The sequence below is a fragment of the Xanthobacter dioxanivorans genome (assembly GCF_016807805.1).
Lineage (GTDB): Bacteria > Pseudomonadota > Alphaproteobacteria > Rhizobiales > Xanthobacteraceae > Xanthobacter > Xanthobacter dioxanivorans.
Genome location: NZ_CP063362.1, coordinates 5,517,074 through 5,538,694 on the forward strand (window position 1 = coordinate 5,517,074; position 21,621 = coordinate 5,538,694).

Genomic DNA, 21,621 nt, shown 5'->3' on the forward strand with positions numbered 1-21,621 from the left:
CGGTGGCAGGAGCGATCATCATGCGCACGGCGCAAACCTTCAGGACCTTCACCGGAATCGCGCTGCTCAGCCGCGGCTTCCGCCCCTTCTTCCTGGGGGCGGGCGTGTTCGCGCTCACGGCCATGGCCATATGGCCGGCGGTGTTCACCGGTGTGCTCGCGCTGCCCACGGCCTTCTCGGCCACCGACTGGCACGCCCATGAAATGCTGTTCGGCTATGGCAGCGCCGTCATTGCCGGCTTTCTGCTGACCGCGATCCCCAATTGGACGGGGCGACTGCCGGTGGCGGGCGCGGCGCTCGGCAGCCTCGCCCTGCTTTGGCTTGCGGGGCGCGGCGCCGTGCTGATTTCGGGGCTGATCGGCTGGGCGGCTGCGGCAGCCATCGACGTGGCGTTTCTGGCGGTCTTCACCGCGGTGGTGATGCGAGAGATCATCGCCGGGCGCAACACCCGCAACCTGAAGGTGGCCGGGGTGGTGATGCTGCTGGCGCTCGCGAACCTGGGCTTCCACCTGGAAGCGCGCATGAACGGAACGGCGGAACATGCGGCGCGCATCGCGCTGGCCTTGATCGTGTTCCTCATCCTCCTGGTCGGCGGACGCGTGGTGCCGAGCTTCACCGGCAACTGGCTGGCCAAGCGCGGCGAGACGCACCGGCCCGCCCCCTTCGATCGCTGGGACACGGCGGCGCTGGGCGTCTCAGCGCTGGGCCTCGCCGGATGGATCGCTGCGCCGGACATGCGCGTCACCGGCGCGACGCTGCTCGCGGGCGGGATCGCCAACCTCCTGCGGCTCGCACGCTGGCGAGGATGGCGCACCTTGCCCGATCCGCTGGTGCTGGTGCTCCATGCGGCCTTCCTGCTCGTCGCGATCGGCTTCATCTGCGCCGGGGCGCACGGCGTCGCGCCCGGCCTGGTGCCGGCGGCGGTGGGTATCCACGTCTTCGCCATTGGCGGCATCGGCGGCATGACGCTGGCCATGATGACCCGCGCGACGCTCGGGCATTGCGGCCGGGCATTGACGGCCTCGCCTGGCACACAGGCGGTCTACCTGCTGGTGGCCGTCGCTCTGGCCGCTCGCATCGGCATGGCGTTCTGGCCTGATTGGAGCATCGCGATGATGTTGGCCGCGGGCGCAGCCTGGGGGGCCGCGTTCGCCGGCTTTCTGGTCATCTACGGCCCGATGCTGGCAACAAACCGCTAGCCTTCAGCGGCATAGGTTCGGCGGTGGCCCGCCGAAAGCCCGATTTCCTTCAATGCTGGCGCCCTCGAGGCGGCCCGGGGCCGCCGCATCGAGGGTGAGGCCGGGCGCCCCTCGTCGATCTCCGCGCGTGCCGAGCGGTTTACGCGCGGCCTCTACCGCCCGCGCTGATCCCAGGAGCCGCCCATCGTCTTGACAAGGTGGATGTAGTCGAACAGGTCGCTCAGCATGAAATGGCGGTTCTCGACGGTTTTCATGTGGGCGAGCGTACGCGCGTCGCCTTCGAGATAGCGGAAGGCGGTTGCGCGAAATTGCTCCGGCAGACTGAGATTGAAAGAAGAGGGCTGGGTGAGCATGCGGCAGATCTGGTCGAAAAGCAGCCGGAATCGGTCGTCTTCCGGGTCCATATAGACGTCTCCGAAGTCCTCCTTGTAGTGGCCGAAAAGTGCAAGGTAATCGCTAGCGTCAGGCTTGCGCTGCATCTGGTCCCATCCCTCCCCCGTCAGGAACTCCCACCGCATTCAAGATCGATGCCATCGCCGCGGCCCGTCGACCAAGGCTTGGCCGCATTGCACGAGGCGTTAACATATCCTTGCGAGGGAAATGGAGGCGTCAAAATGATCGAGGTGCGGCAGAGCGCGGGCGGGGATCCCCTGAAATTCGAGGTGGCGGTGCGAGACGAGACGGGGGAGACCCATCATGTGGTCACCATGGCGCCAGCCACCTATCAGGAGCTGACGGCGGGGGCGCATAGCCCGGCCAGGTGCATCGAGGCTGTCTTTCGGTTCCTCCTGGATCGCGAGCCGAAGGAGAATATCCTCGGACGCTTCGATATGGCCGTCGTCCCGCACTACTATCCCGATTTCGAGCGGCAGCTTTCAGATTACCTGTCCCCGTCATGACCTCTCGCATGCCAGCGTCAATCCCACCGGACCCGCCCGCCACGATCACATCGGTCATGACCTGTCCCGCCCGCGCCGCCGTCCGGCGCGGAGGCTACCCGGCCGATGGTGCCGCCAAACGTATGCGCGATCCGCCGCCTCGGCATCCACGCCGCGGGTCAGACCGCCCACCGCGGGCGGCGTCCGGGACCGGAGTGCGTCACGGGACAAACAGTTCGGGGGCAATTGCGGCGAGGGCGGATTGCGTGCTCGTCATCGCCCGCAGCGCGACCTGCGCCGGATCGCACGTGCGATAGTAGGCGTTGAAGACCTCCACCGAGTAGCATCCGGCATATCCGGTGCCCTGCACCCGCCGGACGAACTCCGCGACATTCGAGCCGCCCTCGCCCGGAAACAGCCGATAGTGGCGGGCCACCTCGATCGCCGGCAGCGCGCTGCGCGCGAAATCGGACAATTCCACCAGGAAGATCTTGTCCCCGTCAATGTCGGACAGGATTTCGAGCGGCGTGCCGAGGATGAAGCTGTGGAAGGAATCGAGCAGCAGCCCCACCTGTGGATGATCCGCCGCGCGCACCACCCGCCACCCGTCCGCGCAGCTGCGCACATGGCGCCCCCAGGCGATGGGCTCATAGGCGATGCGAAGGCCACGGGCGCGGGCAAGATCGCCGAGGTAGGCGAGGTCGTCCGCGGCGCGGGCGAGATCCGGGCTCGCCGCCTCGGCGGTGTTCGACGCGACGACCAGGAGATCCGCCCCGAGCAGGGCCATCTGGTCCATCATCTGCGTGGCGATGCCGAGTGTGCGCGCGCGCTGCTCGGGCGGCGCCCCCTCGTAGTTGCGGAGCGCCTGATAGGCCGAAATGCCGAGCCCGCATGCCCGAAGCTGCGTCATCGCGGCATCCGGGCCGTCGGGGTGCTCAAACAGGTCCTTCGGCCAGAACTCGGTCTGTCCGAAGCCCGCTGCCGCGATGGCCCGCAGCTTCCCGTCGAGCGCACCGCCGAAGGTCGACGTGGTGGTGCTCAGCCGCGGGCAGGTGAATGGCGGTCGGACGTGCCCGCTCATGGCAGGATCCTCTCTGCGCGATAACGCGCGAACAGGCGCGCGAACATCTCCTCGGTGTCGACCACCTCGTGGAACCCGAAGCGATGCGCCTTCACGAGGGACGGGACCACGTCCCAGCCGAGGCCGAACACGTTGTTGTGGGCGAAGTGCCAATCGGCCATCCCGGCGAAGGGCAACGGCCTCAGGCCCCGGCAGGCGACGATCCGGTCCCAGGCCGGACCCTTGTCGGCCATGAAACGGGGCAGGTCCGTCGGCCGCACCGGCCCCGGCCGCATCCCGAACGCCGCGGCGATCTTGGGCCACAGGTCCCGCCATCGGAAAAAGTCGCCGTTGCCGATGTTGAAGGCGTTGTCGGCGCAATTGCGGGACGAGGCGGCCCACAGCATGGCGGAGGTGACGAGATCGATGTCGACGCACCCAGTCACCGCATCGAACGCCGCCTCGGAGCCGGGAAACCACAGGTCCTCGCCCAGCTCCCGCAGCACGCTGGCATAGGTCCCCAGCATCAGGACGAGGTTGCTCGGGCTGCCGGTGGCGAAGGCGCACAGGAAGTGCGGGCGGATGGTGGACCAGCTCCAGCCGGCGCGCACCGAGCGGCGCATCAGCTCCTCCTGCTGGCGCCGGTAGAAGCTCGAATCCGCATGCGCCGGATCGGATTCCCGCGCGGGAAGGCCGACCGGGCCCACATGGGTGCCATACCATTTCAGCCCGTGCATCAGCTGCACGTGCGCCAGCGACGGCGCCCCTTCGGCGAGCGCGTCGAGCAGGTTGACCAGCATCTCGCCATTGGCGTCGACACTGATGCCGTAGCCCCGGGACAGCTCGCGCGCGCAGAAGAAGACGTGGGTGACGTCCGCGAAGGCGCGGGCATGCGCCAGGCAGTCGTCGCGCGCTCTCAGGTCCAGCGCCACATGCCCGCCGCCGCCGATGGTGGGCGGGCGGCGCGACAGGGTGGTCAGATGCCATCCGGGGGTCGCGGCGATCCGCCGGCAGAGGTTTTCCCCGAGCAGACCCGAGGCGCCCACCACCAGGGCGCGCCGCGGCCCCTCCCGCGCCCCTCTCCCGGGGGAGGACCCGGCGACGGAGCCCGACTGCGTGGCGGGGAGCAAGGTCAGGGCGTCGGCCATGGCTCAGGCTCCGACCGGATCGGGATCGTAGTTCGGCATGGGACCGGCAATGGGCGGCATGTTCCAGCTGCCGGCGGTCATGCGCGCCGCGTCGGCGGAGACGGCCGCGTCGATCACGGTGGGGCCGCCCGCACGCAGGGCCTCGGCCATGGCCGCGCCGAGGTCGGCGGGCGATTGCGCCCGCACGCCGCGCGCGCCCATGGCCCGCGCCAGGGCCGCGAAGTCCGTGCTGACGAGGTCGCCCGTCCGGGCGTTGCGAAACCGGGTGAGGAACTCGGCGTCGGTGCCGAGGAAGCCCCGCTGCAGGTCGCGGATGGAGACGTAGCCGCCATTGTTCCAGACCACCCAGACCACCGGCAGCTCGTATTCCACCGCTGTGGCGATGGCGCTCGCATGCATGAGCATGCCGCCATCGCCGACCACCGCCACCACCGGGCGGTCCGGCATGGCGAACTGCGCCCCGATGGCGCCGCCCACGCCGAACCCCATGGTCGCCCCGCCGCCCGACTGGAGGAAGCGCCCGTTCCGCCGCATGGGCATCTGCTGGACGCACCAGCTGTGGTGCGCGCCGATGTCGGAGAGGAGGACCGTATGGTCCGGCACCGCCGCGGCGATCTCCGCCACCACCCGAGCGGGATGCATCGGCGCGCGATCCTCGCTCGCGGCCTGTCCCCGGACGTCGGCGGTCCAGCGCGCCTTCCATGCCTGCGTGCGGGCGAGCCATGCCGGCCGCGCGGCCGAGGGGCCGAGGGGACGCGCCCGCGCGCGTTCACGCAGCAGCCGGCAGAACAGCGCCGCGTCCGCCACCACGCCGAGGGCGGTGGGATAGTTGCGGCCCAGCACGGCGGGATCGCAATCCACGTGGATAAGCCGCGCCGGCGGAAAGTCGTGGGTCACCCCGGGGTGCCAGCTGCTGGTGCCGCGATCGCCGAAGCGGGTGCCCAGCGCCAGCACCACGTCCGCCTCGCGGGCGGCGCGGTTGGCCGGATAGACGCCGTCGCGCCCGGTCGGGCCCAGATGGAGCGTGTCGTCGTCCGGGAGCACGCCCTTGCCCTGCGGCGTGGTCGCCACCGGAATTTGCAGCTCGCGCGCCAGGGCCGCGAGTTCCTCCCCGGCGCAGCCCCCGAGGCTGCCGTGGCCGGCGAGGATCAGGGGTCGCTCGCTCGCCGCGAGGAGATCGAGCGCGCGGTCCAGTGCCTCGGGCGAGGGCGCGGGACGAGTGTCCACGCCGGCGCGCCAAGACTGCACGTCGACGACGGAGCAGGGCGCGGTCTCGAGGAACACATTGAACGGCACGTCGAGATGGACCGGCCCTGGCCGGCCGGCCAGCATGGTGCCGAAGGCATGGCGCATCATCGACGGCAGCATGTCGGGGCGCGTCGCCTGGTAGCTGCGCTTCACGTAGGGGCGCATGGCGGAGACGAAATCCGCCTGATGGTGGTGCCCGAATTCCTGGAACGGCCCCATGTTGAATTGCTGGGTTGGGATGTTGCCGGTGATGGCGAGCACCGCCGAGGAATCAAACATGGCGTTGGCGATCGCCATCTGGATGTTGACCGAGCCCGGCCCGCACGAGGTGAAGGTGGCGCCCGGCCGCCGGGTGAGCCGGAAATAGGCGTCGGCGGCGAAGCCCGCGATCTGCTCGTTGTGCACCGTGACGGTGGCGATGCGGTCGGATCGCGTCCGGGCCGCCTCCATCAGGCCGACGATGCCGTGGCCGCACAGGCCGAAGAGGTAGGGCACCTTCTCCGCGATCAGGTGATCGACGATGATGTCCGCACCCTTCAGCTCAGCCAGGTTCAGCTCAGCCATGCGCGTGCTCCTTGGATTGATCATGGTTGGACGATGGGGAGAGCGCTGCCGCGCGCGCCACCAGCGCATCGAGCGAGAAGAAGACCTCGGCGCCGGCGGCTTCCAGACGCTCGCGCTTCGAGCGCAGCGTGCCGGTTTCGCCGAAGGTGAGCGCGCCGGCATGCCCCATGGCGACGCCCTGCTTGCTCTCGCGGCCGGCCAGGAGCGTCAGCACCGGCTTTTGGAAGCGATGGCGGATCAGGGCGTCCGCGAACTCTTCCTCCTCGGTGCCGCCGACCTCCCCGACCAGCAGGATGCCGCGGGACGATGCGTGCTGCGCCAGGGGCTCGACCAGGTCGGCGAAGCGCACGCCCTTGACCACATCGCCGCCGACGCCGATCCAGATGCTCTGCCCGAGGCCGCGGGCGGCGAGCCGGTATCCCACTTCGTAGGAAAGCGTTCCGCTCTTGGTCAGCAGCGCCCAGTCGCCGGGACGAAGGGCGATGTCCGGCAGGAAGCCGAGCTTCACCACTCCCGGCAGCGCCATGCCGGGGGTGGAGGGTCCGATCCAGACCGCTCCGGCGGCGGCGGCGATGGCCTTGAGCTTGAGGGCGTCATGCACCGGCACCCCCTCGGCGATGGTCACGACCACGCGGATGCCGGCGGCGATGGCCTCGACCGCCGCCGCCAGCACGTCCTCGGGCGGCACCATGACCACCGAGGCCTGCGCTCCCGTGGCGGCCACCGCCGCGCGGCAATCGCCGAACACCGGCATATCCTCGATGCCGCCCGCGCGGGCGGAGGTTCCCCCGACGATGCGCGTTCCGTAGGCACGCATGAGCGCGGCGTGGCGGCGCCCCATGCGGCCGGTCACGCCCTGGATGATGACCGGGGTGTCCCGGTCGATGGCGAAGAGATCGGAGATCATGAACGGGAGACCGCGATGACGTGCTGGAGGGCCTGGTCGAGATCGGCGTAGGTGACGAGGTCGGGACGGATCGCCGCCAGGTGCGCGCGGGCGCCGGCCTCGCCGGAGCCGACGAGGCGGGCGACGACCGGAATGTCGGGCCGCGAGAACTGCGCCAGCGCCTCGGTGAGCAGTCGCGCGAACTCGGCGAGGTCGGTGATCCCCACGAAGATGTTGACGAACAGCACCTTGAGCCCGGGCTTCGCCGCGAGCCAGTCGAGGACCCGGACCAGCCGGTCGGGGCGGCCGCGCATCTGGCCGGTGCGCAGGTCGCAGAAGTTCAGCGGCCGGCCGCCCCGCGCCGTCAGTTCGTCGATCAGCATCATGGACAGCCCCGCCCCCGTGGTGACGAGCCCGATGGTGCCGTCCGGGTCGAGGTCGATGAAATCGAAGCCTTCATGCAGCTTGCGCCAGACGTCCTGGTAGATGGCGGGCCGCGCGTCGACGATGCCGCGGATCTGCGGCTGGCGGGCGAGCGCATTCACGTCCGCGACCACCTTCGCGTCGCCGGCGCAAGGGCCGTCCGCATCGAGGAACAGCGGGTTGATCTCCGCCAGCAGCAGCTCATGGGTGAAGAAGAGGCGCGCGAGGGCTGGGGCGACGGCGCGCAGGCCCGCCGCGCCCTGCGGGGCAAGGCCGGCGGCGAGCCGTTCGATGGCGGCGTCGACCGCTTCGGGAGTCGCGGCGCAGACCTCGGTGAGAAAAGCGCCGCCCTCCCGCGCCGTGGCCTCCACGTCCACGCCGCCGCGGTCGCTGAAGGAGAGCCGCACGGCGCCTTCCGCCGGATCGGCCATCAGGGACAGATAGGCCTCGCTCCCGCGCGCGGCGCGCTCCACCAGGCAGGCCCGCACCACATGTCCGAGCAGCGGGCGGCCGAGCAGCCGCGCGAGCGCCTGCTCCACCGCGTGCGGCGTGGCGCAGAAGACGACGCCGCCCGCCTTGCCCCGCCCGCCTGCCGGAACCTGGGCCTTCACGAGCCAGGGACCGTCGCCCGGCAGGGGTGGAACCGTGCCGTCCGTGACGACGACGCCCTCTGGCACGGGAATGCCGGCCGCCTCGAACAGGGCCTTGCCGTCGCATTCGATCAACAACATGTCCCGACCCTCAATGATTGATGACGATGAACCGCTCTTCGGTCATGTCCCGGATGGCGTAGCGCGGGCCCTCGCGGCCCGAGCCACTGTCCTTCACGCCGCCGTAGGGCGCCTGATCCGAACGCCAGGTGGAGGAGCCGTTCAGGATCACGCCGCCAACCCGCAGCGCCCGCGCGAGCGACATGCCCACCGCCAGCGATCCGGAGAACACGCCGGCCTGCAGCCCGTAGCGCCCGCCGTTGACCCAGGACACGGGCTCGCAGAGGTCGTCGTAGGCGACGAGGTTCACCACGGGGCCGAACACCTCCTCGTCGAAGGTCGGTCCTCGGGCGGTTTCGAGGCGCAGCACCGTGGGCTCCACCAGCGCCGCCTTGCGCCCGCCGCCCCGCAGGATCTGCGCGCCCGTCTTCGCCGCCGCAGCGACCCGCGCGGTGATGGCCTCGGCCGCCGCCTCCGAGATCACCGGTCCCACATCCGTGTCCACGTCCATGGGGTCGCCGACCTTCAGCCGGTCCACCTGGGTGAGCAGCAGCGCCGCGAAGCGCTCGAAGACCGGGCGCGAGACGCATACGTTCTGCACCGAGATGCAGCTCTGGCCGGCGAGGCGCATGGCGTTCGCGGCGCACAGGCCGGCGGCGGCCTCCATATCGGCGTCGTGGTGCACGATGGTGAAGCCGTTGCCACCAAGCTCCAGCACCACCGGCTTCAGGGGCACGGCGGCTCGGATGCGTGCGCCGACGGCGGTCGACCCGGTGAAGGACACCGCGTCGATGCCGGGCGATTCCACCAGGTGGCGGCCGGCCGCGTCACCGTAGATCACGTTCAGCCAGCCGTCGGGCAGGTCGGCCGCCTGGAACGCCTCCACCAGCGCCGCCACCGTGGCCGACGCCTGCACCGCGGGCTTGAGCACCACTGCGTTGCCGGCGGCGAGGGCCGGCCCGATCTTGTGGCAGACCAGGTTGAGCGGGGCGTTATAGGGCGTGATCGCCGCCACCACGCCGAGCGGGAAGCGCAGGACCACGCCGAGCTTCCCCGCTCCCGTATCGGTCGCCTCCATGGGGACGTGGGCGCCCTCGATGCGCACGGCCTCCTCTGCGCACAGCTCCAGGGTGGCGGGGCAGCGCGCCACCTCGCGGCGGGCATCGCGGATCGCCTTGCCGGTTTCGCGCGCCATGGTGCGGGCGAGGGCTTCGCTCCTCGCCTCGATGGCGGCCGCGGCGCGTCGCAGCAGCGCCGCCCGCTCGCGAGCGGGCGAGGCGGCGGCCCCCGCAGCCGCCGCCCGCGCCGCCGCGACGGCCGCGGCCGTCTCGCGCGGTCCCGCCTGCGCCACTTCGGCGAACGGCGTCTGGCAATAGGGGTCCACCGTCCAGAAGGTTCCCTCGCCATCCATGTGCGCACCGCCGACCAGGGCCCGCACGCGATGCACCTCCCCCGCCGCGGCCGGCGGCGGCACCTGAGCTGCCGTCATGATCTCACTCCGCCGAAATGGCGAAGCCGGCCGTCTCGGCCGGGCGGGAAACCCGGGGCCCGGGCGCGGAATAGTTGAGGATGTCGTCGCCGAACGCGGTGGCCTCCATGATCCGCTTGCCGATCAGGTCGCGCAGGGTCTCCGAGGTGCCGCCGCCGAGCGTGCCGTAGCGCGCGCCGCGGTAGAAGCGGGAGACCGCATACTCGTCGGTGAAGCCGACGCCGCCATGCAGCTGGATCGCCTCGCTGGTGACGCGGATTGACATCTCGTTGCAGGTGATCTTGGCGACCGCCGAGAGGAAGGGATCGGGGAAGGGATCGGCGCTGGCGCAGGCCCGATAGAGCAGCGACCGTGCCGCCTCGATCTCCCGGTACATGTCCGCGAGCTTCCAGCGGATGCCCTGGAAGTCGCCCACCGCCTTGCCGAACACCGTGCGGCCGTGCACGTAGCGGCGCGCTTCCTCGAAGGCGCCCTCGGCCAGCCCGAGCGAGATGCTGGGGTTGAGGCAGCGCTGCGTGTTGAAGGCCGACAGCAGCTTCCTGAAGCCGTCCTCGCGGATGACGAGGTTCTCGATCGGCAGCTCGCAGTCGTTGAACTGCACCTCGTGGAGGTTCTCGCCGCCCATCGTGTGGTAGGTCCCCGTCACCTCGAAACCGGGCGTGCCCGGCTCCACGAGCACGCAGCCGATGCCCTCGCGGCCCGGATTTCCGTCAATGCGGGTGAACACCACGAACATGCCGGCTTCCGGCGCCCGGCTGATGAGAGTCTTCACGCCGTTGAGCACCACACGGTCGCCGAGCACGCGGGCATTGGTGCGATAGCTCGCGACGTCGGTGCCCGCGTGGGGCTCGGTCATGCAGATGGCGAGGATGCACTCGCCGGCCACCACACGGGGGAGGATGCGCTCGCGGATGGGCGCGGGGGCATAGTGGGCGATGACACGGGTCTGGACGCCGGCCTCGCCCAAGGTGGCCATGGCGGTGACGTAGCAGCCCTTGGCAATTTCCTCGAGCACCAGGGCGCTGTCGAACACCGACAGGCCGAGCCCGCCGTATTCCTCCGGCACGGACATGCCGAGCACGCCGATCTCCGCCAGCTTGCGGATATTCTCCCAGGGAAAGGTTCCGTCCATGTACTTCTGGGCGTTCGGCTTGAATTCGGACTGAACGAGCTCCCTCACCGTGAGGATCATCTGCTTTTGTTCATCGCTGAGGTTCGGAGACATTTTTGATCCCTGTTCTTGCCGGCGAGCCGACCCCGGTGCGGGCCGATGGAGCAAGGGAAGACGTGGTCGGTGGAGCCTGCCGATGAGATTTCCTCATCTCGGATGAGGAGAACATGAGAAAACAGCCCGATCACAAGTTTTTTCCCGGCGCCTCCAGCATCTCCCACCGAATGAGATATTTTCTTGTATGATAAGAGTTTGTAGGGTCAGATCGGACGCGACAAACCATTTTTCAGCCCGATGCCGCGTGAGATAAACTCATGAAGAAGCCACATCGCCGTCTTCTGCCCCTGAACCAGCTGCGTGCGTTCGAGGCCGCGGCGCGCCACGCCAGCTTCACCAAGGCGGCCGAGGAACTCGGCGTCACGCAGGGCGCCGTGAGCCGGCACATCCGCGCCTTGGAGGAGAGGCTCGGCTTCCCCCTCTTCAGCCGCACCGCGCAGGGGCTCCAGCTCAGCCACGGCAGCCACGTCTTCGCCCTGGCGCTGGAGGACGCCTACGGGCGCATCGCGCGGGCGACCGACAATCTGATCGCCACCCACACCCATTCGGTGCTCACGGTGCGCGGCTACACCACATTCTTCATCCGCTGGCTGATCCCGCGCCTGCCGCAGTTCCAGCGGCTCCATCCGGAGATCGAGGTGCGCCTGGTGGCGGCCTCCGATCCGGTGGACTTCGACCGCGACGCGGTGGACGTCGGCATCCGCTACGGGCGTGGGCAATGGCGCCATTGGAGTTGCGACCTCCTGTTCCTCGACGAGCTCTCGCCCATCTGCAGCCCGGACTATCTCGCCCAGCGCGACGCCTCCTCGCCGGAGGCGCTGCTGCGCGGATCAACACTGCTGCACCACAACCTGCGCCCGTCGGACTGGGCCGAATGGTGCCGCTGCGCGCATGTCGCCGAGGAGCAGCGGGACAACCTCTACTTCGAGGACCTGAGCATCGTTTACGAATGCGCCCGGGCAAACCTCGGCATCGCCATCGGCCAGCGCTCCTACGTGGAGGACGACCTCATGAGCGGCCGGCTGATCGAGCCCTTCGGCACGGTGCTGCGGCGCGACCTCGGCTACCATCTCGTCACGCCTCTGGAGCGCGCGGACGCCCCCAAGATCCAGGTGTTCCGCGCCTGGCTCGCCGAAGCCTCACGCCGCCCGGCGGGGGCGCCGGGCGGCCTCGCTCAGGAGGAAGCCTCAGTATCCAGCGTGTAGAGATAGGAAGTATCGAGCGGCTGGAGCGTGGAGAGGTCTATTCCCTCCTCCGCCAGCACCCGCCGGGCGATGCGGAACATGTCGGTCCCGGTGGGAATGCCGCAATACTGGGCCACGTGCAGCAGCAGCTCGCGCAGCTGCGTCAGCGGCACCTTGGTGCGCACCAGCGCATTGCGGAAGTGGTGCTCGAACTCGTGCATCTGGCCCGAGGCCGCCAGCATGGCGAGATTGATGAGACTGAGCTGCTGCTGCGGGATGATGTTGCGCGACCAGGTCCCGGCCCAGTTGATGTTGGTGACGTACATCTGCCAGGCGCAATCGAACTCGGTCGTGTTCTCCAGGTTGCGATCGACCCAGTCTGCACCGAGAACATCGCGGCGGGCCTTCGTTCCCTGCTCCGACAACAGCGACTTCATGGAAATCCTCCCGATTACGCCCGGCTTAGGCCGTTGTTTTCTGGCGTCCTCACACGGGCATTGTGGAGCCGGCGGCGGCGCCCGGCAACGTCCGCCGGCCTCGGTTCACCTGCTTCAGTTCACCTGCGCGCCGGACAGCTTGACCATCTCGGCCCAACGGGCCGTCTCGGTGGCGACGAAGGCCGCGAACTCCGCGCGCGTGTTGCCGACCGCCTGCGTGCCGAGCTCCAGGAACCGCTCCTTGATCGCGGGCTCCGCCAGGATCTTGCGCACCTCGGCGGAAATCTTCTCCAGGATGGGCTCGGGCACGCCCTTCGGCGCAAACAGGCCCTGCCAGGATATGCCGACGAAGCCGGGAATGGTCTCGGCGACGGTGGGCACGTCGGGGAGGGTCGGCCAGCGCTCGGGGCTCGTCACCGCGAGGGCGCGGAGCTTGCCCGCCTTCACCTGCGCCAGCGCGGTCGGCATGTTGTCGAAGCTCAGCTGCACGTGGCCGGCGGTGAGATCCAGCGTCATCGGGCCGCTGCCCTTGTAGGGCACGTGCGTCATGGATGTGCCGGTGAGCGTCTTGAAGCGCTCCGCCAGCAGGTGGACCGAGGTTCCCACGCCGGTGGAACCATAGCTGTACTTGTCCGGATTGGCGCGCAGCAGGGCGATCAGCTCGGCGACGGTGTGCACCGGGAGGCTCGGGTTCACCACCAGCATGTTTGGCCCGATCGCCACCAGGGAGATCGGCGCGAAATCACGAATGTTGTCGTAGCGCAGGTTCTTGTAGAGAGAGGCATTGATCGCGTTCGAGCTCACCGTGCCCATCAGCAGGGTGTAGCCGTCCGCCGCCGCGCGTGCGCCCGCCTCCGCCCCGAGCGTGCCACCCGCGCCGGCGACGTTCTCCACCACGACCTGCTGGCCCCAGTCCCGCGTCATGCCCTGCGCGAGGAGACGCGCGACCATGTCGGTGACGCCGCCGGGAGACAGGGGCACGATGAGGCGGATGGGTTTGGTGGGATAGGTATCGTCAGCGCCCGCGGCGGGTCCGAGCATCAGAGCAGCCATCGCCGCGGCCGCCAAGGATTTTGCGAGCCATGAACGGATCATGTGTCCTCCCATTCTTATGGGCACGGGCTCTTGTTGCGGCCCACGCCTGTCGCAGCGGAGAACGGCTATGGCCGCGCGCTACATCCGGCGACTGTGCGCGCGTCCATCGGCGGCTTCAAACGACGTTTGCGGCCGCCGGGACATGATAAATTGTCATGAGGAAAGCACCGCGCCCGACCCGGATTCGCGCGGTCGAGGCGGCGGAGCAGGCCGACCTCGCATTGCCGCCGTCCAACCGGTCTGCGGGATCAGGAGCGGATGGCGGCCACGGCGTCGCGCAGCCGCTCTCGCGACAGCTCCGGGGTGAAGTTGCGGATGTAGGGCGCGGTCCGCCAGGAGACGTCGACGATCTCGTCCACCGCGGCGGCATCGACCACCGCGAGGGCGGACAGGGTCGTCGGCAGGCCGATGGCCGCATAGAAGCCGCGCAAGTCGTCGAGAAAGGCCGCATCGCGGCCTTCGGCCACCAGTTGCGCGAGCAGCCCCAGCGCCACCTGCTCGCCGTGCAGGGCGCGCGCGAGCTGCGGCACCACCGAGAAGCCGCGGGTGAGGGAGTGGGCGATGGAGAGGCCACCGCTCTCGAAGGCGAGGCCCGAGAGCAGGATGGTCGCCTCCACCACCGCCTCCATGGCCGTGTCCGGCGTCTTGCGGCGCACCGCCTCCATGGCGGCGATGCCGTCCGAGCGGATGATGGCGTAGCAGCGATCGGCGATGGCGAGGGCAAGTTCGGTGGGGCGGCCCTTGAAAAAATTGGTGCCGCCGGCGGCGGTGCACTGCTCCACCTCGAACTTCTTCGACAGGGCATCGCCGATGCCGGCGGCGAAGAAGCGCGCCGGGGCCTGGGCGATCACGGCGGTGTCCACCAGCACCACGTCGGGATTGGTGCCCATCAACCGGACCTCGGCCAGCACGTGCGCCTCCGTGTAGAGCACGGCAAGGCGTGAGGTGGGGCTGTCGTTCGAGGCGATGGTGGGCACGATCACGATGCGGGCGCCCAGGGCCATGCGCACGCCCTTCGCCGTGTCGATGGCCTTGCCGCCGCCCACGCCGACGATCACCTGCGCCCCCGCCGACCGGGCGGCGGCCGCAAGGCGGTCGATCTCGCCGGCCGAGCATTCCCCCCGAAGGTCGCGAAGGTCGCGTCCGGGCCGAGCGCCGCGCGCAGCCGGTCGCCGAGGAGGTCGGCGACCACCGCGTCGGCCACCACGAAAGCCGGGCCGCCCAGCGCCGCGACACGGTCTGCGAGCTGCGACAGGGCACCAGGCCCCTGCACGTAGAGGTGCGGGCCGCCGAAGGCGCGGAACGTCATGCTTCCCCCCAGTGGAAATCGCGCTTTCCGCCGTCCATGCAGATGAGCGCGCCATTGATGAAAGCCGCCTGCACCGAGCACAGGAAGGCGATGAGCGCCCCCACTTCCTGCGGCTGGCAGAAACGGCCAAGCGGATTCTGGCCGGTGATCACCGCCCGCTTCTCCGCCGAGAAGCCGGCGATGAGGCCGGTCTCCACGTAGCCGGGGGCGATGGCGTTCACGGTGATGCCGGCGCTGCCCACCTCCTTGGCGAAGGTGCGGGTGAAGCCGAGCACGCCCGCCTTGGCCGCGGAATAGTTGGCCACCCCCGGCCGCCCGCCGCCCGTCACGTTCATGGACGAGGTGTTGACGATGCGCCCGAAGCCGCGCGACCGCATGAGGGGCACGGCGTATTTCGAGCACAGGAAGGTGCTGCGCAGATGGGTGCGGTCGATGATGTCCCAGTCCTCGACCGCCATCTCCTCCACCGTGCGGCCGAGATGGCGCCCGCCGGCGCCGGCATTGTTCACCAGGAGGTCGAGCCCGCCCAGCGTCTGCGCGGCGCGCGCGACCACGCTTTGGGCGCCGTCCGGATCGGACACGTCGCCCGGCACGGCGGCGGCGGTCACGCCCCGCGCCGAAAGCTCCGCGGCGAAGCCATGGGCGGCGTCCGCATCAAGGTCGTTGACGGCGATGGCGGCGCCCTCGGCGGCGAGGGCTTCCGCCTCCGCCCGGCCGATGCCCCCCGCGCCGCCGGTGATGAGGGCAATCTTGCCCTGAAGACCGAGATCCATCGGTGTTTTCCGTTCCTATCCCTTCACCGCGCCGGCCCCGAGGCCCTGGATGAAGTATTGGCTGAGCAGCGCGAAGGCACCGAAGAGCGGCAGGGCGATCAGCGTCGAGCCGGCCATGATCTCGCCCCAGCGCAGATCGAACGAGCCGATCATGGAGGCAAGGCCCACGGGCACCGTCTTGTTGGCGTCCGAGCCGATCATGATCAGCGCGAAGGTGTAGTCCGTCCATGACAGCAGGAACGAGAAGATCGCCACCGTGATGAGCCCCGGCAGCGACAACGGCAGCACCACGCGCAGGAAGGCGCCGAGCCGCGTGCAGCCGTCGACCATGGCCGCCTCCTCCAGCTCGAACGGCATGCTCTTGAAGAAGCCCCACAGGAACCACACGCCGAGCGGCAGGGTCAGCGTCAGGTGGGAGACGATGACGCTCGCCAGCGTATCGCCCAGCCCGATCTTGGCGAACACCGAGAACATGGGAATGGCGATGAGCAGCGGCGGGAACATGTAGGCGTACAGCATGGCGCCGATGACGAGGCGCTTGCCCGGCATGCGCTGGCGCGTGACCGCATAGGCGATCATCACCGACAGCACCATGGTCACCGCCACCGTGACACCGGCGACGATGACGGAGTTCAGGAACTGGGCGGGATAATCCGTCAGTTCCAGGAGGTTCCAGTAATATTCCGTGGTGAAGGGCCCCGGCAGCGGGGATGTGCTGGTCAGCATCGCCTCGGGCGCGCGCAAGGAGGACACCACCATCCAGTAGATGGGAAAGGCCGAATAGACCGCGATGACGAGGGCGGCGGCATAGAGGCCGAGCCGCGCGGGGAGCGGGCGGGTCATCGTCCTCACTCCGTATCGATGGGGAACAGGCGGAAATAGATGAACACCGCCACCGAGAGGATCCCGAAGGAAATGGTGGCGATGGCCGCCCCGCCGCCGATGTCGAACAGCGAGAAGGCGGTGCGGTAGGAGAGGATGGCCAGATGCTCCGTCGCCCCCACCGGGCCGCCCTGGGTCAGCAGCCAGATCACGTCGAACTTGTTGAACATCCACACGGCGCGCAACAGCACGATCACCGTGAGGATGGGCTTCAGCATGGGCAGCGTGATGTGGAAGAAGCGCTGGACGGCATTGGTGCCATCCACCTTGGCCGCCTCGTAGAGGGAGGCTGGCACCGTCTGCAGGGCTGCGAGGAAGGTGGTGGTGACGAACGGCGTCCACATCCACACGCTCACCAGGATCACCGAAGCCATGGCCGCGCCGGGACTCTCGAACCACTGCACCGGCGGCAGGCCGAGGGCGGCGATCACATGGGTGAGGACGCCGATGGATCCGTCCACCATCCACTTGAAGGTCAGCACCACCACCACGGTGGGCAGGAGATAGGGCAGGATCGACAGGCCCCGCACGATGTTGCGGAAGGGGAAGACCTGGTTCAGCACCAGCGCGAAGCCGATGCCCAGCACCACCTGCAGCACGATGGTGCCGAACGAATAGATGAAGCCGTTCCCCAGCGCCCGCCAGAAAGCCCACTCGGACAGGACCCGGGCATAGTTGTCGAGGCCCGCCCAGCGCGGCGTGCCGACGAAGGAATCCATGTGGTAGAAGCTCAGGGAGATGGCATAGACCACCGGCGCCACGATGAGCAGCAGGGTGGCCGCAAGGCCGATCCCAAGGAAGGAATAGATGGTTGCGCGCGAGCTCAAGGTGTCGTCCTTGTGAGCGTTTCTACCGTCCGGGACCGCGGGCGCGGCGTCCCGTCCATATGGGCTGCATGCCCCGGCTTGTCCGGGGCATCCGCTGGTGCGTTCCCCCGATGCCATGGCTGGACTCACCAACCCCGGCTGCAGGGTGGACCCCCCGGACGCGCCGGGGGATGAGGCAAGGACAAGTCGCCCTCAGGCGATGACCTGCTTCATGCGCTCCGCCGCGATCTTCACCGCCTCGGCGGAGGCCATGCCCTTGAGGCACTTGTTCTGCAGCATCTCCGGGAAGACGAAAGCCTCGAAGATCTTGCCCGGCCGAAGGTCCGGCTTCGGGCCCTGGGTGTCGATGGAGGTCAGCACGATGTTCTTGTCGGTGAGGAAGCGCCGCATCTCCTCCACCGCCGCATTGTGCTTCTCGATGAGCGGGTGCGCCCGCCAGCGCGCGTCGTCATAGACGTCGAGTCGCGGCGGCTGGAAGTGCAGCGGCGCGGTGTGCAGGAAATTGATGTACTGATTGTCGGTGAACCACTTCATGAACTTCATGGCCTCGTCCGCCTGGGGCGTCTTGAGCACCACCCAGCCGTCGTATCCGTGGTTCACCGCCTGCGCCTTACCCGCGGAATCCATGTAGGGCATGATGCCGTACTGGTCCGCGAGCTTCGGCGCGTTGCGCTCCAGCGTCTCGATGAGGCGGCCGGCATAGGCGGTGTGGGCCACCTTGTCGCCGGTGAAGTTGGAGAGCACCTCGCCGAAGCTCACCTGGCTGGTGCCGGACGGCATGGTCTTGTAGAGCTCGCCGAAGAAATCGAGATATTTCGCCACCTTCGGCCCGATCTCCGGGCTGTCGAAGACGATGTTCCACTTGTCGTCGAAGATCTTCACGCCCTCGGCCCACATGAAGCCGGGCGACAGCCAGTTGGTGGCGCCGTTCGAGCCGATGGGAAAAAGCGCGCCGGACCGCCCGTCGCCATTCAGCTTCTGGGCGTTGGCAAGGAAGGCATCCCAGGTCTTCGGCACCGAGAGGCCGTTCTTCTCGTACAGGTCCTTGCGATAATAGATCCAGGCGAGGTTGTAGTCGTAGGGATACCAGAACACCTTTCCGTCGATGGGGAAGAGGATGTTCGGACCCCACTTGTAGCGGTCCGTCAGCTCGTTGAGCGGCATCAGGTGCCCCTCGCTGGCGAGGATCAGCACATGGCCGACGAAGGCGAAGGTGGCGATGTCGTAGGGGGTGCCGCCGCGCAGCGAGGTGGTCACCTTGGTGAAGACACCGTCGAGCGGCACGGAATCGATCACCACCTTGGTGCCGAACTGCCTCTCATATTCCGCCGCCGCCACCTTCAGCGCACGAATGCTGTCGATGGAAGTTTCGGTATTCAGGAAACGGATGGTCTTGGTGCCCTGGGCGCGCACCGCCGGAGCCCCGAGGCCGCTCGCCATGGCCCCGCCGGCAAGGCCGCCGGCCACCTTGAGAACCGAGCGTCGGCTGAGGCCGCTTTTGTCTTTCGTCTCGTCCATGTGCCGTTCCTCCCAAATGCGTTTATCTGTTTTCTTGTCGTCTCTTTACGCTCACGCCGCCGGCCGTTGCCCGGCCGGGCTTTCCCCTGTCCCGATGCGCTGACCGGTGACCTTGTCGAAGACGTGCAGCCGCTCCGGCTTGAGGCTCACCGGCACCACCGTGCCGCTCCTCACCCCGTCCGTGCGCTCCACCAGCACGCGCATGCGCACCTGGCCGATGCGGCCGATGAGCAGGGTCTGCGCGCCGAGCTGCTCGATGACGCTCACCTCCAGCGGCACCGCGCCCGGTGCCTCGCCCGCCGGCATGTGCTCGGGGCGGATGCCCACCACCAGCTCCGTTCCCTCCGCGACGGCCGGGCCCTGGGGCAGACCGATGGAAAAACCATCGGCGACGAACCGTCCGTCCTCCACCCGCCCCTCGACGAGGTTCATTTCCGGCGCGCCGATGAAGCCGGCGACGAACAGGTTCTGCGGCCGGTCATAGACCTCCAGCGGCGCGCCCAGCTGCTGCACGTGGCCGTCGCGCATGATGAGGATGCGGTCGGCGAGGGTCATCGCCTCCACCTGGTCATGGGTGACGTAGACCATGGAGGTGCCGACCTCCTGATGCAGCCGCGCGATCTCCTCCCGCATGCGCACGCGCAGCTTGGCATCGAGGTTGGAGAGCGGCTCGTCCAGCAGGAAGACCTCCGGATTGCGCACCAGCGCCCGGCCCAGCGCCACGCGCTGCATCTGGCCGCCGGAGAGCTGCTTGGGCTTGCGCTCCAGGTAAGGATCGAGCCCCAGCATGGCGGAGGCCGCCTTGACGCGCCGGTCGATCTCGGCCCTGTCCATCCGGCGCATGCGCAGGCCGAAGGCCAGGTTCTCGTAGATGGTCTTGTGCGGATAGAGCGCGTAGTTCTGGAACACCATGGCGATGTTCCGGTCCTTGGGCTCGAGCTGCGTCACGTCCCGGCCGCCGATCTCGACGGTGCCGGAGGTGATCTCCTCCAGCCCCGCGATCATGCGCAGGGTGGTGGACTTGCCGCAGCCGGACGGACCCAGGAACACGACGAACTCGCCGTCCTTGATATGGAGGTCGACGCCGTGGACCGCCACGACGGTCCCGTAGGCCTTGCGGACCTTGTTCAGCCTGACCTGCGCCATCTTCTCCTGCTCGCCTTTGCGGTGCCGTTAAACGTCTCGATCAACGTGCTTCTACGTGAACCCGCGGCTCCTCCCCCGAACCCGGCTAGCCGCCGCGGACGAAATCGTGGATGCGGTGGTTGATGGGCGCGAGCGCGGCCTGGATGTCGCAATAGATGCGATGGCCCTGCGCATAGCGCGCCGCCCGCTCCGGATCGGGTGCGGCACGCCAGACGATGTCGATGACCCGCGCCGCGTCGCGCGCGTCGGCATAGATTCCGACGCCGACCCCGGCGATGAGCGCGGCGCCGAACGAGGCTTCCGCCACCGCCGGCAGCTCCACCTCCACATTCAGCACGTCCGCCACGATCTGCCGCCACAGCGCGCTCTTCGCCCCGCCGCCGGTGAGACGTGCGGTGGAGAAGGACAGGCCCTTCCCGTTGAGCGCCAGCATGCAGTCGCGCAGCGAGTAGGCAATGCCCTCGTAGAGCGCGCGCACGAAGTGGCCGGGGCCGTGGTTGAAGCCCATGCCCACATAATCGGCGCGCAGCAGCGGATCCCAGTGCGGGCTGCGCTCGCCGTTGAGATAGGGGTGGAAGAAGAGGCCTTCCGCGCCCGGTGCCACGGCGGCGGCGCGGCGGTCCATCTCGGAGAAGACTGCCGAACCGTCCTCTCCCTCCCGGCGGAAGAAGGTGTCGCGCAGCCACTTGTGCGCGGAGGCGCAGGAATTGGTGGCGGCGATGACGTACCAGTGGCCCGGCATCACGTGGGGATAGTTGATGACGGTGAAGTCCGGGCGAGGCGCACGCGTCAGCACGCTCACGGTGGCGGCGGTGGCGAGCTTCACCACGCCGAGGCCTTCCGCGACCATGCCGGCGCCATAGGTCTCCGCCGCCGTGTCGGATGTGCCGCAGACCACCGGCGTGCCCTCGGCGAGCCCGGTCGCGCGCGCCGCCTCCGCGGTCACGCGGCCGACCACGCAGGTGGTGGGCACGATGGGCGGCAACGTCTCCAGCGGCCAACCGATCATGTCGCACAATTCGCGCGACCAGCCGCCGGTGGCGATATCGGCCATCAGCGTGCCCACCGCGTCGATGAAATCCGTCTCCCAGGTCCCGGTGAGGCGGGAGCGCAGCCAGTCCTTCGCCACATAGAGCCGCTTGACGCGGGCGAAGGCCTCGGGCTCGTGCCGCTTCAGCCACAGCATCTGCGGCAGGGTCCAGGTGGGGTTCGCCCGGTTGGCGCCGAGCTCGAGGATGCGGGCGTCCGCCGCCTCCCGCAACGCGCGTGTCTCCGCCCCGGAGCGCTGGTCGTTCCACAGGATGGCGGGACGGATGATGTTGCCGTCCTTGTCCTCCAGCACCTGCGTGTGCGCACCGGCGGAGAAGGAAATCGCGGCGACCCGTGTCGGCTCCCCGCCTGCCGCCGCGAGGGCGCGGGGCAGCGTCTCGCACATGGCCCGCCACCACTGGGCAGGGTCCTGCTCGGACCAGCCCGGATGCGGGGACGAGGTGCCGACAGCCGCCGACGCCTCGCCGGCCAGCGTGCCATCCACGCGGATCACGCTGGTCTTCAGCGCGCCGGCGCCGAGGTCGATGCCGACGAGGAGGTCGGCCGTCACCGTGCGAGCCTCCGTCG

21 protein-coding genes are annotated in these 21,621 nt (G+C 69.0%); 3 read left to right on the forward strand and 18 right to left on the reverse strand.

The genetic code is table 11. From position 1 onward, the window contains the following. Positions 1–20: 20 nt before the first annotated feature. The gene (locus EZH22_RS25725) at positions 21–1,199 is read left to right on the forward strand and encodes an NnrS family protein (protein WP_203193214.1); all 1,179 of its coding nucleotides are present in this window, start codon (positions 21–23) and stop codon (positions 1,197–1,199) included. Positions 1,200–1,351: 152 nt separating this feature from the next. Here the strand turns inward: EZH22_RS25725 and EZH22_RS25730 are convergent, their stop codons facing one another. Then, positions 1,352–1,678 (reverse strand): hypothetical protein, encoded by a 327-nt coding sequence (locus EZH22_RS25730; protein WP_203193215.1) that lies wholly within the window; start codon positions 1,676–1,678, stop codon positions 1,352–1,354. Positions 1,679–1,813: 135 nt separating this feature from the next. Here EZH22_RS25730 and EZH22_RS25735 point away from each other — a divergent pair, with 135 nt between their 5' ends. Continuing rightward, on the forward strand, positions 1,814–2,098 hold the full coding sequence (locus EZH22_RS25735) for a hypothetical protein (RefSeq protein WP_203193216.1): 285 nt from the start codon (positions 1,814–1,816) through the stop codon (positions 2,096–2,098). A 199-nt stretch (positions 2,099–2,297) separates the two neighbouring features. On the opposite strand, the gene EZH22_RS25740 is transcribed toward EZH22_RS25735, so the two are convergent. Genes EZH22_RS25740 through EZH22_RS25770 form a run of 7 tightly spaced genes read right to left on the reverse strand, consistent with a single transcriptional unit; the run spans position 2,298 to position 10,830 of the window. After that, the gene (locus tag EZH22_RS25740; RefSeq protein WP_203193217.1) at positions 2,298–3,158 is read right to left on the reverse strand and encodes a sugar phosphate isomerase/epimerase family protein; all 861 of its coding nucleotides are present in this window, start codon (positions 3,156–3,158) and stop codon (positions 2,298–2,300) included. Further along, on the reverse strand, positions 3,155–4,285 hold the full coding sequence (locus EZH22_RS25745) for an SDR family oxidoreductase (RefSeq protein ID WP_203193218.1): 1,131 nt from the start codon (positions 4,283–4,285) through the stop codon (positions 3,155–3,157). Before EZH22_RS25745 ends, EZH22_RS25740 begins: the two co-directional genes overlap by 4 nt. Before the next feature lie 3 nt (positions 4,286–4,288). Then, positions 4,289–6,097: a thiamine pyrophosphate-binding protein gene (locus tag EZH22_RS25750; protein WP_203193219.1), complete on the reverse strand. Its 1,809-nt coding sequence runs from the start codon at positions 6,095–6,097 to the stop codon at positions 4,289–4,291. Beyond that, positions 6,090–7,004: a succinate--CoA ligase subunit alpha gene (locus EZH22_RS25755; protein WP_203193220.1), complete on the reverse strand. Its 915-nt coding sequence runs from the start codon at positions 7,002–7,004 to the stop codon at positions 6,090–6,092. Before EZH22_RS25755 ends, EZH22_RS25750 begins: the two co-directional genes overlap by 8 nt. Continuing rightward, positions 7,001–8,137, reverse strand: a complete 1,137-nt coding sequence (locus tag EZH22_RS25760; RefSeq protein WP_203193221.1) for an ATP-grasp domain-containing protein — start codon at positions 8,135–8,137, stop codon at positions 7,001–7,003. The genes EZH22_RS25755 and EZH22_RS25760 overlap by 4 nt, the downstream gene beginning before the upstream one ends. Positions 8,138–8,147: 10 nt before the next feature. After that, positions 8,148–9,605 carry an aldehyde dehydrogenase family protein gene (locus EZH22_RS25765; protein ID WP_203193222.1) on the reverse strand — a complete coding sequence of 486 codons (1,458 nt, stop codon included), beginning with the start codon at positions 9,603–9,605 and terminating at the stop codon, positions 8,148–8,150. Between the two features lie 4 nt (positions 9,606–9,609). Beyond that, a complete protein-coding gene (locus EZH22_RS25770; protein WP_203193223.1) occupies positions 9,610–10,830 on the reverse strand; it encodes an acyl-CoA dehydrogenase family protein in 1,221 nt (406 codons plus the stop codon). A gap of 260 nt (positions 10,831–11,090) precedes the next feature. On the opposite strand from EZH22_RS25770, the gene EZH22_RS25775 reads away from it, so the two are divergent. Next, positions 11,091–12,038 carry a LysR substrate-binding domain-containing protein gene (locus EZH22_RS25775; protein ID WP_203193224.1) on the forward strand — a complete coding sequence of 316 codons (948 nt, stop codon included), beginning with the start codon at positions 11,091–11,093 and terminating at the stop codon, positions 12,036–12,038. Here EZH22_RS25775 and EZH22_RS25780 read toward each other — a convergent pair. The 10 genes from EZH22_RS25780 to xylB all read right to left on the reverse strand — a co-directional run bounded on the left by EZH22_RS25780 (position 12,008) and on the right by xylB (position 21,604). Continuing rightward, the gene (locus EZH22_RS25780; RefSeq protein ID WP_203193225.1) at positions 12,008–12,454 is read right to left on the reverse strand and encodes a carboxymuconolactone decarboxylase family protein; all 447 of its coding nucleotides are present in this window, start codon (positions 12,452–12,454) and stop codon (positions 12,008–12,010) included. The genes EZH22_RS25775 and EZH22_RS25780 overlap by 31 nt on opposite strands. Before the next feature lie 114 nt (positions 12,455–12,568). Then, positions 12,569–13,507 carry a Bug family tripartite tricarboxylate transporter substrate binding protein gene (locus EZH22_RS25785; RefSeq protein WP_231711151.1) on the reverse strand — a complete coding sequence of 313 codons (939 nt, stop codon included), beginning with the start codon at positions 13,505–13,507 and terminating at the stop codon, positions 12,569–12,571. Positions 13,508–13,797: 290 nt separating this feature from the next. Further along, positions 13,798–14,649: a glycerol dehydrogenase gene (locus EZH22_RS25790; RefSeq protein WP_231711581.1), complete on the reverse strand. Its 852-nt coding sequence runs from the start codon at positions 14,647–14,649 to the stop codon at positions 13,798–13,800. Beyond that, on the reverse strand, positions 14,604–14,858 hold the full coding sequence (locus EZH22_RS32065; protein ID WP_231711608.1) for a hypothetical protein: 255 nt from the start codon (positions 14,856–14,858) through the stop codon (positions 14,604–14,606). The genes EZH22_RS25790 and EZH22_RS32065 overlap by 46 nt, the downstream gene beginning before the upstream one ends. Continuing rightward, a complete protein-coding gene (locus tag EZH22_RS25795; protein WP_203193227.1) occupies positions 14,855–15,631 on the reverse strand; it encodes an SDR family NAD(P)-dependent oxidoreductase in 777 nt (258 codons plus the stop codon). Before EZH22_RS25795 ends, EZH22_RS32065 begins: the two co-directional genes overlap by 4 nt. 15 nt (positions 15,632–15,646) lie before the next feature. Beyond that, positions 15,647–16,474 carry a carbohydrate ABC transporter permease gene (locus tag EZH22_RS25800; protein ID WP_203193228.1) on the reverse strand — a complete coding sequence of 276 codons (828 nt, stop codon included), beginning with the start codon at positions 16,472–16,474 and terminating at the stop codon, positions 15,647–15,649. Between the two features lie 5 nt (positions 16,475–16,479). Further along, a complete protein-coding gene (locus EZH22_RS25805; RefSeq protein WP_231711152.1) occupies positions 16,480–17,340 on the reverse strand; it encodes a carbohydrate ABC transporter permease in 861 nt (286 codons plus the stop codon). Between the two features lie 192 nt (positions 17,341–17,532). Next, positions 17,533–18,858, reverse strand: coding sequence for an ABC transporter substrate-binding protein (locus tag EZH22_RS25810; RefSeq protein WP_203193230.1), 1,326 nt, complete (start codon positions 18,856–18,858; stop codon positions 17,533–17,535). Between the two features lie 51 nt (positions 18,859–18,909). Beyond that, on the reverse strand, positions 18,910–20,004 hold the full coding sequence (locus EZH22_RS25815) for an ABC transporter ATP-binding protein (RefSeq protein WP_203193231.1): 1,095 nt from the start codon (positions 20,002–20,004) through the stop codon (positions 18,910–18,912). Between the two features lie 85 nt (positions 20,005–20,089). After that, positions 20,090–21,604, reverse strand: coding sequence for a xylulokinase (gene xylB, locus EZH22_RS25820; protein WP_203193232.1), 1,515 nt, complete (start codon positions 21,602–21,604; stop codon positions 20,090–20,092). Positions 21,605–21,621 lie beyond the last annotated feature (17 nt).